Here is a 12564-nt window from a genome sequence, read left to right on the forward strand (position 1 = left end):
GGAATCGCATGCGTCGATGTCGAGCTCCCCGCGCCAGTATGAGATGGAGTACCGGGGCACGCCTTACTGGGTCCATCAGGACTTCACTATTTCGTCGAGCGTCGGCGGAGTGGTCTACGGTTGGCGGTCTCTCGATGAATTTCGGCAGTGGGTAAGTGGGTAGATGCTGCCCAACCTGCCTGACGGTCCCGCCCCCAGCCTCGATCCCCGCAGCCGGATCTCAACGTTGGTGAGAAAGCATGAGATCGTTCTTTATCGTGATTGGCGTTGTTCTGCTTACAGGTCTGATCCTGTACGCCGCCGGCTTCCGGATCTTCGTCGTAAAGCCAATCGGAGCGGTACCAGATGGCCGAACGCTGATTGTTCGCGGCCTTCCGGGGCTCCGCTTCATCGACAGCCCAGATGCTTTTTGCCTGCGGCAAACCGGGAGTGTCACCTTGATCTGTCGCGGAGCCGGGCTTGCGGCGGTAGCGAACCAGGGGACGATCGTCGCGCGCCTCCCCTATAGCTCGATCCTGGATGCGCTGGCCGGCACACCACAAACCGACCGCTAACCGGAAACCCAATAGCCTCCTTGACCGCTGCCTCCGACCCCATCCTCGCATCCCTCCTCGCCTACGAGGCGGACGAAGCGGCCTACAGGTTGCTGGCCGTGACGTATGATGAGGAGGCGGCGGCTGCTATTGCGCGACATCACCTGAGTCCAAGTCGAGATCGCCTTGCGATCCGATCCTCGGGAACGCCACTTCAAGATGTCGCTTGAATGACGACCAATCCCTGGAAATCTTCATGATCGGTATAAGCTGCAGAATATGATCCCGTAGGTCCGGTTGCCCGACTGTCTCCGATAGGAATTGGTGGTGCTTGTATTTCCTTCTCTTGGTGTCTTCGGCGGTCGGGTTCAACTCGCGCAGCGCCTCCAATACTCCGGGCGGCAGCCTCTCGTAGACAATATCATTGGTAATATGCCCCAATAGTGGCGTCTTAGCCCGTCCTACCGGCCATCTCCACCCCTTCAGCCGGTAGATCTGCTTATAGAATTCATCAGGGAAGCGTTTCGCCCACGCCAGTCGCTCTTCGGCTAGGTACACCGACAGCAACTTATACAGCTCGTCCCGTTCACGATCCGCCTGGAAGCCTGTCACTTCGTCGACAAGAGCAACAATTCCGACCTTGGCGAACGCTCTGATCAAGGCCTCACACTGGTCGGCGATATGCATCTGCTGCTTTAGCAGTGCGCCAGCTTGACGAGCGGCTAAGACGGCCTCACAGATTTCTGGAAGAATGTTTGCTTCATAGCCCGTTGCGGCACTCCCTCCGGACGGAGTCCGGAACCTCACCGGCTCGGCGATCCTGCTGATCAAGCTACTGGAAACAAATGGAGAAATTGCCTTTCCAGTAGCAAATTTGCCCAGTCGATCACCCTCGCCTGAACCTGCTCCGCCAATCGACATTCCCAGAGCCTTTACGATCCCTCCGAGTGAGAGCACGCGACGGCCATCATCGAGGACATAACAGGGAATATCGATGTCTCCGAGACGGAGAGGATGTTCTGCGGATCCGTGGGTCGCCTTTGGCAATGCGCGATAAGCTTCCCATCTCGCAGTAGCGCCGACCTTTGCTACCGCACGCCGCTCTTCCGAGGATAGAGCGGCCGCTCGCGCTTTACCGCCCTTGCTCTGAGGCTCTGCCGATTTGCTGTTCGCCATGATCCGTTCTCCGCAAGCATCATCCCGCAGACAAATAACATGCTTGCGCAGTTTAGCAAGCAGGCCGTCGTTGCGGGCTCGTGGTGCTTGGTGACAACGGGTTGCTTACCCCTAACCCTCCGGCAGATCGAGCGCTCGCTTCGGATTGCGGATGACGGCCTTCTCGCCTTCGTTGTCGCAGATCAGCCAGTCCTGTCCGTCCCAAGCGACCATCGACGGGAAGAGCTGCGGGAGGATGAGGCGATTGCCGCGGACATAGGTCCCGCCGGCCACCACGAGCCGCCGTCCGTCCTTGTCGTCCTCGGTGATCGCGCGCCACGACATCGCGAGACCCTACCCCACCTCTCTCCCCCCAGCCAGGCTTCGGCTAGTCGAAGCCGCCTCCGCATAAGCGCTTCTCATGGGGTCGCGCGCAACGCCGCTAGCAGGCCCAGACCGTGAGATGCCCAGCCAATCCGTGCCCAATATGGGATTGACATATGCCCAGGATGGGCACATTCTTCGTCTGTCACCCGGACGGAGATGGCGATGCAGCCCGCGACCGATACCTACTTCGACACCGCCGAGTACAAGGCGCTTCAGGCGCAGCGGGACAACCTGTTCTACTCGCCGGGCCGGTTCGCTGCGGTGCGCGCCGACATCCGGCTGATCGACCAGAAGATCGCCGACGGCCGCTGGCACCACGAGAACCCCGGCAAGACCGGATCGTGGCGGATCGCGACCGGCGGGCAGGTCGAGTTCAGCGCCGGCATCCCGCGCTTCGAGACCGAGGCTGACGCGCTCGCCTACATCGCGGCGCACCAGACCTATGGGCGCGCGACCGCCGTCTACCTCCGCTCCCGCCAGACGATCGAGGCCGACCTCCGCGCGGCCGGCATGAAGGAGGCCGCCTGACATGGCTCATCCCTGGAAACAGAGGGGCTCCGGCAAGGCTTCGTCCTGCCGGGCCGCGCGGCGGAACGCTTCGAAGGCCGAGCGCCGCGAGCAGTCCGGCGATCGCCACCGCGCCGCGAAGGCGGAGCAGACCAGCTACTTCATCCGTGATCGCTTCAAGCACGAGCAGGCCAATGCGCGCCGGGCTCGGCAGATCGCGGCCGGCCGGCTCCAGCCGACGGGAGGCGTCTGATGCCTACGGGATACACCGCGGCCGTTCAGGACGGCTCGATCACCACATTCCCCGACTTCGCGATGCAGTGCGCGCGCGGATTCGGCGCTCTCTACTCGATGCGAGACGAGCCCGGGGATGCGCCGATCCCTGATCGCTTCGAGCCTCAGACCGCATACCACGACGAGCGTCTCGCCGCGGCTCGCGTCCGCCTGATCCAACTCCTCGCAATGTCGTCGGAGGAAGTCCGCGCGGCGGCCGAGGAGTCTCAGCGGGAGAGCGACAAGAGCCTCAACGAGTACAAGGCTCGCCGCCTGCTCCATCGCGAGCGCTACGAAGCCATGCTGGTTCGTGTGCGCGATTGGGCGCCGCCTTCGAGTGAACATGAGCCGCTGAAGGAGTTCATGATCGAGCAGCTCGAAAGTTCGATCAATTTCGACTGCAGCACGGGACCGTGGAGCGAACAGCCGGCACCTCTGTCGCCTGAAGATTGGTTCGACGACGAACTCCAAAAGGCAAGTCGGGAAGTCGGCTATCACACCCGGGAGAGGGCGAAGGAGATCGAGAGGACGGAGAGCCGCAACAAGTGGCTGGCCGATCTTCGCGCCAGCCTCGCTGAGATCGAGGAGGTGTCGTGATGACGACCGCTCCTCAGCCCGCCGACGAGGCCTCGGAGACGAAGTCCGCGGTCCGCGTCCTGCCGCGCCTCAAGAAGGCTCTCCTCTCCGGCCCCAGCTACGGCACCCTCGCTGCCCTGTGGGCCTTGAGCGAGAAGCAGAAGGAGGGGCGCTGACATGGACGCCCGCTTCGAAGAGACGCTCGCCTACATCCGGCGGGACGATTCCGGCCTGATCGCTCGGCACGCGTCGTCCGAAATCCGGCCGATCGACCTCGCATGGGAGGACATCAACGCCCTCAGCCATCCCGACGACAAGACGCTTCGGGGCGAGACCGTGGACGCGGTGCTGGCGATCCTTGAGGCCTACGGCGCCCGCGATCCGCTCTCGCTCCGGCACGAGCCCAAGCGCGAGCCGGCCGCGACCCCGGTCCTCGACGGCATGGCGCATCGCGAGCGTCGGAACGCCATCGTCGCCGCGTCCGTGATCGCGGGATCGACCGTGCTCGCCGGCTGCACGAGCGAACTGGCCAGCGCCTTCGACCAGTGGCTCGGCGGCGCGATCCTGGCCGGCATCGCGGTGGCTGGTCTCGCTGGCGCCCTCTGGCCTCGTCGGGCTCCGGGCCCGTGCCCGCATCAGGATGCCGATGGCGAGGCCTCAGCACTTGGCAGGAGCGACCGATGACGAGTCTCACGCCGAACCAGGATGCTGGGCGGAACGCGGTCCTTCCGGACCATATCCGTCGGGAGATGGAAAAGTCCGGCGCAGACGGCGCCATTGCGAGGATCATTGTCGAGATCCAGGTAGGTGTCCGTTCCGCATTCCTCGCTGAGTTCGACCGGGCGACGCCCATCGACGCGATCATCGAAGGAATGCGGCAGGGGCTCGGCAATGCCCTTGCCTCGGTGGTGAGCAATTCGTTCGAAGGCGACCTTGAGCAGGCGGCCCAAGATTTCGCAGCCGGGGTCACCCGTCACGCTCTGAGGTCGCTCAACTGCGAGAGCGAGAAGCTGGTGGTGCCCGTGACGCCGGTGGCGCGCGCATGACCCGCTTCCCTCTCCTCCCGCCGAACACCTGCCACGGCGGCCCGCTTACGCCTCAGCACGAGCCCTTCGTCGGCATGGTCGGACACATCTCGCGGATGGAGGGCCTCTACCCGCTGTTGAGCGTCGCCCAGGTCTGCGTGGTCGAAGCCGGCTCTCAGATCATGGCCCAGCAGCGCGGCAGTGCACCTGACCGCCTGCAGATGATCAGGTGGTTGCTGTTCCGCGCCAGCGCTCTCGTCGAGCGCGAGCAGCAGCTCGCCGCCGCCTCTCAACGCCAAGCCGCGGAGTAGACGATGAGCGCCCAGATCGCGCCGAACGAGGATGCATGGACGTCCTGGCGGGAGGAACTGTCCGGGCTCCCGCGCGCCCTGCCTCGGGGGAAGGTGGCTCAGGGGTACTACGAGCTTCGGACAAAGATCGGCCGCCAGGTGCTTGCGGTCTTCTGGGATGAGGACGTCGAGGACTTTGTCGGTCGGCTGGGCGCCGATGGTGAGGACCAACTTGCCGATGAGGAGTTCTGCGAGAGGGTCTTCAGCCGGTCGAAGGCAATCTCGCACGAGGTCTACGAGGGCGTGATCAACGGCCACGGCTGGCCGGAAGAGCGTGCTCTGCGCGAGTCCGCCGGCGACGAGGACACGGGCAACCCGCACGAGGACCGCCCGAACACGCCGCCCGAGAAACACGCTGACATTGCGGATCGCGGGGCAGAACTCGACCGCAAGATCAGGAAGTGGGTGCAGGGCATCGGCGGCGAGATCAAGTCACAGGCCGACGCCGACACCGCCGGCAAGTTCAAGGCTGATCTGAAGGCGCTCGAAGACGAGGCGGCCGAAGGCAAGCGCACAGAGAAGGCGCCTGTACTCGCCGAGGCCGACCGCCTCGAGAAGCTCTGGGCTCCTGTCGTCGCGGATCGGAAGCGCAGCCGCGAGCGCATCACCGATCTTATCGGTGGCTTTCTGAAGGCCGAGACCGCCCGGAAAGCGGCGGAGCGGAAGGCGGCGCTCGAAGCCGGTCGTCCTGCTCCCGAAGCGAAGGTCACAGCCGGGGGCGCTGGGGGCGGCCGGAAGGTCTCGCTGATGACCGTGACGTCCGTCGCCTTCGACGATTTCGAGAAAGCGTGGGCTCAGGTCGCGGCGACGAAGGCCTTCAAGGAAAACCGGATCGTCCGACCCGTCTTCGATCAAGTCGTCCACCAGCTCCTGCGTTCTGGCGGCGAGGTCGAGGGCGCACGCCTCGTCGAAGAGCAAAGGGCTCGCTGAGCCGCAAAATCGGGAGAACAACTTGAGCCAGGAACTCGCTACCGTCGCGCCGCAGCGTACTCCGATTGTCGCCGGCGGGCAGGTCAACGCCATCGTGCCGGCTACCTTCGAGGATGTGCAGCGCCTGTCGGCGGCCATCTTCGCGAGCGGCCTCGTGCCCTACGGCATGGACCGGCCTGAGAAGGTCATGGTCGCGCTGATGACCGGGCTCGAGCTGGGCATCAAGCCGATGCAGGCCCTCCAGGGGATCGCGGTCATCAACGGCGCGCCACGGATCTGGGGCGACCTCTCCCTGGCTATGGTGCGGGCGTCCGGTGAACTCGAGGAGTTCGAGGAGCGATACGAAGGCAAGCCACCCACCAACTGGGCCGACCCGAAGGGAGACGAGCGCCTCTACACTGCCATCTGTCGCGTGAAGCGGGCCGGCGAGAAGGCGAAGGAGGAGGAGTTCTCCATCGCCGATGCCATCACGGCGAAGCTGTGGGGCAAGTCCGGGTCCAAAGGGCCGACCCCTTGGGTCACTAGCCCGAAGCGAATGCTGAAGATGCGCGCCCGCGCCTTCGCTTTGCGCGACACCTTCGCGGACATCCTCAAGGGCATGGCGATCGCCGAGGAGATGATCGGCCATGAGGATGAGACGGCAGAGGCCCGTCCCGCGAAGGCGCGCCGCGCACCGCCGAGCCCGCCACCGGTCGAGGCGAAGGCGGCAAACGAGCCGGTCCAGCCGCAGACCGAACACATCGAGGAAGCGGAGGTCACCGAGGTCGCGACGGATGCCGCATCGGCTGTGGCTCAGACCGAGCTTACCGAGGACGAGAGGCAGACCCCTGACGAGATCCTGGTGGAGCTGAAGGAGAAACTCGGCTTCGCGAAGACGGCCGACCAAGTCGAGGAGTTCTACGACGACTTCGATGCGGAGTCGCTCCTCGAGCAGACGGAGGATGGCGTCGACCGGGCGCGCGCGCTGAAAGCGGAGACGCTGACCCGGATCGGGAAGCCAGCGACCGAGACGACGCCTGCGACGGCGAAACCGGCCGACCCATTCGATCTGCCCGATATCGAGAGCCCGGCCGACTATATCGCGTGGATTGAGGGCGCCGCCGCGAAGGTCGTCGACACCGACACTGCCAAGCGCATGTCGGAGGCATGGAACTCGTCGAAGGCGCTTCGCCGCGAGATCGAGATCGATGCGGCCGCGGAGCGAAAGCTGAAGGCCGAAATCACATCTCTGATCGCGAGGTTCGCGCCCCCATCCGAAAAGGCCAACGCCGCAGGGAAGGCCGACACGCCACTTGCTGCCTCGGTTGACGTCGATGCCCAGCCCACCTCCGCGGAGCAGTACGTCGCGCAGCGCGTCGCGATGGCGGAACGAGCCAAGACGTATGACGAGGCCCGGGATCTCAAGCGCCGCTTCCTGCACGAGTCGAAGCTCCGAGAAGACCTTGGCGTGAAGCAGGCTCTCTACGAGGAGGCCAAGAAGGCCGTCCATGGCCGCGTTGACGCTCTTCGTCCGGCGGACGCCTGAACATGGCCGCTCGCGATCTCCCCAGCGCCATGATGAGGGTCACGGGAACGGGGCTCGCCCCGGCCGATGACCACGCAGGCGACGAGCTCGCGCGCTTCCCTGTGGGCAGCGATGTCGAAGTCTCGCTCTTCCGCGCGCCGAACCCTGCCTATCGGCGCCTCCTCTACGCCGTGGTTGGAGACGTCTATCCGAACACGGATTGGCCGACATCCGACGCGCTGATGACGTTCCTCAAGACCGAGCTTCGGCACGTCGATTCCTGGCTCACTATGGGGGGCGGTGTGACGATCAATCCGCGCTCGCTCTCCACGTTCGACCACGACGAGATGATCGAGTTCGGGATGGCTTCCATGGGGGTGCTCTCCACCCAGGTCGTCCCGGGGCTCGATGTCGACGGACTCCTCCGCGCCAAGCAGCGCCGGATCCGCGGGAGCTTCCGATGAACGCGCTCCGACCGACCGACGATCTCTTCCTCGTGGATGCCTCGTCGTTCATCCACCGGGACTACCACAGCTCGAAGCTCCAAGATCAAGCGTACAACGTGAATGATCGCGGCGAGCCCATCGGTGCCGTGAAGCGCTTCGCCGAGAGGCTCTTCTGGTGGCGCAAGCGGGGCGCGCACAATCGCGTCCCGACGCACATGGGCATGGTGTTCGATGCCGGGCGGAGGAACTGGCGACACGAGATCTACCCGGCATACAAGGCGGGCCGCCCGCCTCTCGATGACGATCTCCACGTCCAGATGCCGCTCATGCGCGTGGCTGCCGAGGCCATGGGGATCTGCGCAGTCGAGGAGACCGGCTACGAGGCCGACGATCTCATTGCGACCTACGCGCTCACGGCCGTCGAGCAGGACGCGTCATGCCTGATCATCTCCGGCGACAAGGATCTGCTGCAACTTGTCCGTCCCGGTGTCCAAGTGTTCGATCCCCAATGCGGGGTCGAGGGTTATCCAGGCTATCGGCCGGCGCGACTCTTCGGGCACGACGAAGTCGTCGAGAAGTTCGGCGTTCCACCCGATCTCGTGATCGACGTCCAGGGGCTCGCGGGAGATCCTGGCGACGGCGTGCCAGGTGTGCCGGGCATCGGCATCAAGACGGCGGCGAAGTTGGTGGCCGAGTTCGGCAGCCTTGCAGCAGTGCTCGCGGCTGCACCAGAGAAGGCGGCGGCGAAGAAGCCGGCCGCTATGTGGGTGAAGGTTGCGGCCAACGCCGACCTTGCGCTGACCTCTCGCTGTCTCGTGAGCCTCGACTGCTGCGTCGACTACTCGACCCCGATCGAGGCGATGCTCCTTGAACCATTCGAGCATGATCGAGCCATCGCGTTCGCGGAGGAGATCGGCCTGCCGTCGATTGTCCGGATGCTCGAGAAGGACCGCGACTATGCGGAGCGGAGGGCTGCAGCATGACATGGTCGCCACAACAGGAGGCGGCCGTGAAGGAGGTCCGCCGCTGGCTGAAGGACGAGTCGAGCCAGGTCTTCCGCCTGTTCGGCTACGCCGGCACGGGCAAGACGACGCTCGCGAAGGATCTCGCGGAGGGCGTGAAGGGCAAGGTGCTGTTCGGTGCCTTCACCGGCAAGGCCGCCCTGATGCTTCACCGGAAGGGCTGCCGGAACGCCTCGACGATCCACTCGATGATCTACTCGATCGACGAGGCGGCGCAGGGCTGGGAGCCCAAGTTCCGGCTGAACCCCGCGAGCACCGTCAAGGATGCGAAGCTCGTCGTGATCGACGAGGTGTCGATGGTCGACGAGGCGCTCGCCGCCGACCTCCTCTCGTTCGGCACGAAAGTCCTGGTACTCGGCGATCCCGCCCAGCTTCCGCCCGTCAAAGGCACTGGCTACTTCACCGCTGCCGATCCGGACGTCATGCTGACAGAGGTCCATCGTCAGGCGCGGGACAACCCGATCATCGCAATGTCGATGAGGATACGGGAGGGCGGCCGGCTCGATCTCGGCGACTACGGCGAGAGCCGCGTGATCCGTCGCGAGGACATCGACGCTCAGCGCATTCTCGCCGCCGATCAGGTGCTCGTAGGCATGAACAAGACGCGGCGAGCCTACAACGATCGCATCCGCTCGCTTCGAGGGATGGACCCGTCCGGGCCGCAGGTTGGCGATAAGCTGGTCTGCCTGCGCAACGAGCGGGAGAAGAAGCTCCTGAACGGCGGCATCTGGCGCGTCGAATCCATGGGCAGGCCGGGCGAGCTCGTCGAGATGCTGGTCACGTCGGAGGACCACGTCGAGGTTGAGCCGACCGAGATCCGCGTGTTGCCTGAGTTCTTCGACGGGCGCGAGGATCGCCTCACCTGGGAGCAGCGCCGCGGGACCCAGGAGTTCACATACGGCTACGCCCTGACCTGCCACAAGGCGCAGGGCTCGCAATGGGACGATGTCGTCGTCTTCGACGAGTCGTCATTCTGCCGAGAGGACGCCTGGCGCTGGAAGTACACGGCGGTCACGCGGGCCGCTCAGCGCGTGACGGTGGTGCAGTGATGGCCCGCCCTGCCGAACCCCGCCGCAAGGTCCCGATGAAGATCCAGCTCTGGGCCGCGCTCTATCAGCTCGGGCTTGAGCCGACGGACGCGGAGCTCGATCACTTCCCGGCGCTGGCGCTTCGCCCGATTGATCCGGTGACAGGCGAGCACCAGCCCCACCAGCACGATCCGCGGGCCCTGATCTGGCGCTCGAAAGCCGATCACCGGGCGAAGACCTTCGGCACGGGCGCGACCACGCGCGGCGCCGATGCCGGCGAGATCGCGCACACCCGCCGCCTGACGAAGAAGGAAGCTGAGTTCCAGGCCCGCCTTCTCGCGAAGGACGTCGGCGAAACCCCGGAGCCCCGCCGCGGCCGGCGGCTTCAGGGCGGCCGCAACAGCCACCTCAAGAAGCGGATGGACGGAACAGTCGTCCAGCGCCGCCAGCCCTCCACAGGAGCCCGGCCATGATCCCTCCCATTGGATCCATCCCTGAGTCTGGGCCCGAAGCCAAGGACCAGATCATTGCCGAACTCCTGGATGCGCTGAGAACGATCGGCTCTCCGGACGAAGTTGATTTGGTCAGCGTCTCCGACAGCGCAATTCGAGGGATGCTCTACGCGTCCATCCGCGTGGCTCGTGATGCCGTCGAGCAGGTGGAAGAACAGTCTCAACTCTCCGCCGGCCAAGGGGCTTCGGAGAAGGAGGCGGGGGAGGTCCATGACCTCTCGATCGGCGCAATCGCGAGGGGCCAGTACGAGGAGGGCTTGAAGGCCGGTCGTGCTGAAGGTGAAGCCGCCCGCCTCAAGGCAGAAGCCGAGCGGGACAGAGCACAATCGGAAGCGGATCATTGGGCCTGCATTCAAGGCAGGACGAATGACGCCCGCGTCCGTGTCACAACGGAGCGGGACGACCTCAACGCGAAGCTCGCCAAGGCAGAAGCCGAACGAGACGATCTCCGGGCCGCGATCTTCGGCGGGACCGACTACGACCGAGACCTCACGAATGGGAACTTCGTCGAGATGGCGAACGCCACCGAGGCCGGTGGGCAAGGCGCTGTCGAATGCATGGCCGCCGCCGAATCCGAACTCTCCACCCTCAAGCGTCAGCTAGAGGCCCGTGGTGGGGTGAGCGAGGAGGCTGTCGAGCGGGAAGCGCGCTTGATCGCGGCGAACAAGATGGGGCTCGTAAAGGACCCAACGGGGTCAAGGCTGCCTGACGACCTGTGGCGTCAGTGCGAAGAAGAAGCCCGCGCTACCCTCGAAGTCGCCCAGCCGATGCTGATGTCTCAGTTCGCGTCCGACGTGCTCGCCGAGCGCCGCCGTCAGATCGAGGTCGAGGGTTGGACGCCTGAGCACGACGACAAGCACGACAAGGGTGAACTTTCCGATGCCGCCGCCTGCTACGCGCTCGGGACAGAAAAGGTATGGGGCGCCCCTCTTTGGCCTTGGCACTGGTCGTGGTGGAAGCCTGCCGACCGCCGCCGAAACCTCGTCAAGGCCGCCGCTCTCATCTTCGCGGATGGTGAGCGCCTGGACCGCGCCGCCCCCGCCCCGACCGCGAAGGAGGGGTGAGATGGCCGAGCACGAGCCCTGCGTCGGCAAGTCCGATGATTGGTATACGCCGCCCGCGATCTTCGATGCGCTCGGTCTGACGTTCGACCTGGACCCGTGTTCTCCGGGGCCGGGCCATTGGGTGCCGGCCCGGCGTGTCTACACGATCGCGGACGATGGACTTTCCCAACTGTGGACGGGGCTCGTCTTCATGAACCCGCCATTCGGCGGTCGTGAGGGGCATATCCCTTGGCTGCGCAGGTTTCTCGCGCACGGCCAAGGCGTAGCTATCGTCCGCGCGTACACGTCGAGCGGCTGGTTCCATGACGAGTTGGTTCCTCGTGCAGAAGGCCTTCTTTTCCCGCGCGGGAAGACGAAGTTCATCCGGCCTGATGGGTCGGTTGGCGGCTCTCCTGGCCACGGCATTGTCCTAGTCGGCATGGGCCAACAGGCGCTGGGAGCGATGGAGGCTTCTGGCCTTGGCCTGTTCGTTACGATCGCACCTCCCGCCTCCGGAGACCCGTCATGACCACCAAACCGAATGAGCTGGTGGACGAGATCGAGCGCATTGCGCAGTGGCTCCACGATGAAGTCGTCTACCCAGACCCAAGCTTTCCGCACTATTCCTGGCCCGAACACGAAGACGATACGGGCCAGAGGGGCGACGGATGGCTTAGAATGGTCCCGCGCGACACGCAGGAGCAGTTCCGCGATATCGCCCGTCGCTTCTATCGCGGTTTCGTAGCACCCGCCCGCCTCTCACCGGACGCTCCGGTTGGTAGCAAGGACGAGCCATCGGTTGCGATGTTGCAGGCCGGCTACACGGCGTATGCTCGTAAAGAAGCGGATGTGTGCAGCGTAACTCCGAGCGAGCGTCCAGACGAGGGCGGCGGCCCGCTGGGGTACGCATACATGGCGATGCGGAGACTCGATCCCGCGTTCGCCGCTCCGGCCGGAGAGACGGCACCCGATCCTGTCGCAGCGGATGGGATCGTGGAGAGGCTGCGAGAGGCGGCCAGGGCGTATCGAGATGCCGGCATCGGCATTGAGCCTGACATTGAGGCGGCGGGTAGATGCGAGGAAGCCGCCGATCTGATCGAGCGCCACCCTGCCGACCTCGCCCGCGCAAGAGCCGAGGGACGCCGGGAGATGGCGGAGGAGGCGGCGAAGGTCGCTGAGAGCCACTTCTGCTTCGCAGCCCCTAACATCGTCGGTCGAATCGCCGCCGCCATCCGCTCTCTCGCGGAGAAGAACAATGGCTGAGAGACCGAAG

General features: G+C 65.0%; 19 protein-coding genes. 17 read left to right on the forward strand and 2 right to left on the reverse strand.

Annotated features, from left to right (window positions below):
• Window positions 1-239 precede the first annotated feature (239 nt).
• Window positions 240-554 carry a hypothetical protein gene (locus EV668_RS15760; RefSeq protein WP_133771635.1) on the forward strand — a complete coding sequence of 105 codons (315 nt, stop codon included), beginning with the start codon at window positions 240-242 and terminating at the stop codon, window positions 552-554.
• Window positions 555-680: 126 nt separating this feature from the next.
• Here EV668_RS15760 and EV668_RS15765 read toward each other — a convergent pair whose 3' ends face one another.
• Window positions 681-1709 (reverse strand): P63C domain-containing protein, encoded by a 1029-nt coding sequence (locus EV668_RS15765; protein WP_133771637.1) that lies wholly within the window; start codon window positions 1707-1709, stop codon window positions 681-683.
• 111 nt (window positions 1710-1820) lie between these two features.
• Window positions 1821-2033, reverse strand: coding sequence for a hypothetical protein (locus EV668_RS15770; protein ID WP_133771639.1), 213 nt, complete (start codon window positions 2031-2033; stop codon window positions 1821-1823).
• A gap of 204 nt (window positions 2034-2237) precedes the next feature.
• On the opposite strand from EV668_RS15770, the gene EV668_RS15775 reads away from it, so the two are divergent.
• The 16 genes from EV668_RS15775 to EV668_RS15845 all read left to right on the forward strand — a co-directional run bounded on the left by EV668_RS15775 (window position 2238) and on the right by EV668_RS15845 (window position 12554).
• Entirely contained in the window at window positions 2238-2603 is a 366-nt protein-coding gene (locus EV668_RS15775) for a hypothetical protein (RefSeq protein ID WP_133771640.1), read from the forward strand.
• A 1-nt stretch (window position 2604) separates the two neighbouring features.
• Entirely contained in the window at window positions 2605-2835 is a 231-nt protein-coding gene (locus EV668_RS15780) for a hypothetical protein (RefSeq protein ID WP_133771642.1), read from the forward strand.
• 62 nt (window positions 2836-2897) lie between these two features.
• Complete coding sequence (locus EV668_RS15785; protein ID WP_133771644.1) at window positions 2898-3452, forward strand: hypothetical protein; 555 nt, start codon at window positions 2898-2900, stop codon at window positions 3450-3452.
• The gene (locus tag EV668_RS24850) at window positions 3452-3607 is read left to right on the forward strand and encodes a hypothetical protein (protein ID WP_166652493.1); all 156 of its coding nucleotides are present in this window, start codon (window positions 3452-3454) and stop codon (window positions 3605-3607) included. The genes EV668_RS15785 and EV668_RS24850 overlap by 1 nt, the downstream gene beginning before the upstream one ends.
• Window position 3608: 1 nt before the next feature.
• Window positions 3609-4115, forward strand: coding sequence for a hypothetical protein (locus EV668_RS15790; RefSeq protein WP_133771646.1), 507 nt, complete (start codon window positions 3609-3611; stop codon window positions 4113-4115).
• Window positions 4112-4477, forward strand: a complete 366-nt coding sequence (locus tag EV668_RS15795) for a hypothetical protein (RefSeq protein WP_133771648.1) — start codon at window positions 4112-4114, stop codon at window positions 4475-4477. Before EV668_RS15790 ends, EV668_RS15795 begins: the two co-directional genes overlap by 4 nt.
• A complete protein-coding gene (locus tag EV668_RS15800) occupies window positions 4474-4767 on the forward strand; it encodes a hypothetical protein (RefSeq protein ID WP_133771650.1) in 294 nt (97 codons plus the stop codon). The genes EV668_RS15795 and EV668_RS15800 overlap by 4 nt, the downstream gene beginning before the upstream one ends.
• A 3-nt stretch (window positions 4768-4770) precedes the next feature.
• Window positions 4771-5736: a hypothetical protein gene (locus EV668_RS15805; protein WP_133771652.1), complete on the forward strand. Its 966-nt coding sequence runs from the start codon at window positions 4771-4773 to the stop codon at window positions 5734-5736.
• Window positions 5737-5758: 22 nt separating this feature from the next.
• Window positions 5759-7261, forward strand: a complete 1503-nt coding sequence (locus tag EV668_RS15810) for a recombinase RecT (protein ID WP_133771654.1) — start codon at window positions 5759-5761, stop codon at window positions 7259-7261.
• Window positions 7262-7263: 2 nt separating this feature from the next.
• Window positions 7264-7704: a hypothetical protein gene (locus tag EV668_RS15815; protein ID WP_133771656.1), complete on the forward strand. Its 441-nt coding sequence runs from the start codon at window positions 7264-7266 to the stop codon at window positions 7702-7704.
• Window positions 7701-8669, forward strand: a complete 969-nt coding sequence (locus EV668_RS15820) for a 5'-3' exonuclease (RefSeq protein WP_133771658.1) — start codon at window positions 7701-7703, stop codon at window positions 8667-8669. Before EV668_RS15815 ends, EV668_RS15820 begins: the two co-directional genes overlap by 4 nt.
• Entirely contained in the window at window positions 8666-9757 is a 1092-nt protein-coding gene (locus EV668_RS15825) for an ATP-dependent DNA helicase (RefSeq protein WP_133771660.1), read from the forward strand. Before EV668_RS15820 ends, EV668_RS15825 begins: the two co-directional genes overlap by 4 nt.
• A complete protein-coding gene (locus EV668_RS15830; RefSeq protein ID WP_133771662.1) occupies window positions 9757-10209 on the forward strand; it encodes a hypothetical protein in 453 nt (150 codons plus the stop codon). Before EV668_RS15825 ends, EV668_RS15830 begins: the two co-directional genes overlap by 1 nt.
• Complete coding sequence (locus tag EV668_RS15835; protein ID WP_133771664.1) at window positions 10206-11312, forward strand: hypothetical protein; 1107 nt, start codon at window positions 10206-10208, stop codon at window positions 11310-11312. Before EV668_RS15830 ends, EV668_RS15835 begins: the two co-directional genes overlap by 4 nt.
• A gap of 1 nt (window position 11313) precedes the next feature.
• The gene (locus EV668_RS15840; protein ID WP_133771666.1) at window positions 11314-11820 is read left to right on the forward strand and encodes a DNA N-6-adenine-methyltransferase; all 507 of its coding nucleotides are present in this window, start codon (window positions 11314-11316) and stop codon (window positions 11818-11820) included.
• On the forward strand, window positions 11817-12554 hold the full coding sequence (locus EV668_RS15845) for a hypothetical protein (RefSeq protein WP_133771668.1): 738 nt from the start codon (window positions 11817-11819) through the stop codon (window positions 12552-12554). Before EV668_RS15840 ends, EV668_RS15845 begins: the two co-directional genes overlap by 4 nt.
• Window positions 12555-12564: the final 10 nt, after the last annotated feature.

Origin of the sequence: Enterovirga rhinocerotis (assembly GCF_004363955.1) — a bacterium.
Classification (GTDB): Bacteria; Pseudomonadota; Alphaproteobacteria; order Rhizobiales; family Beijerinckiaceae; genus Enterovirga; species Enterovirga rhinocerotis.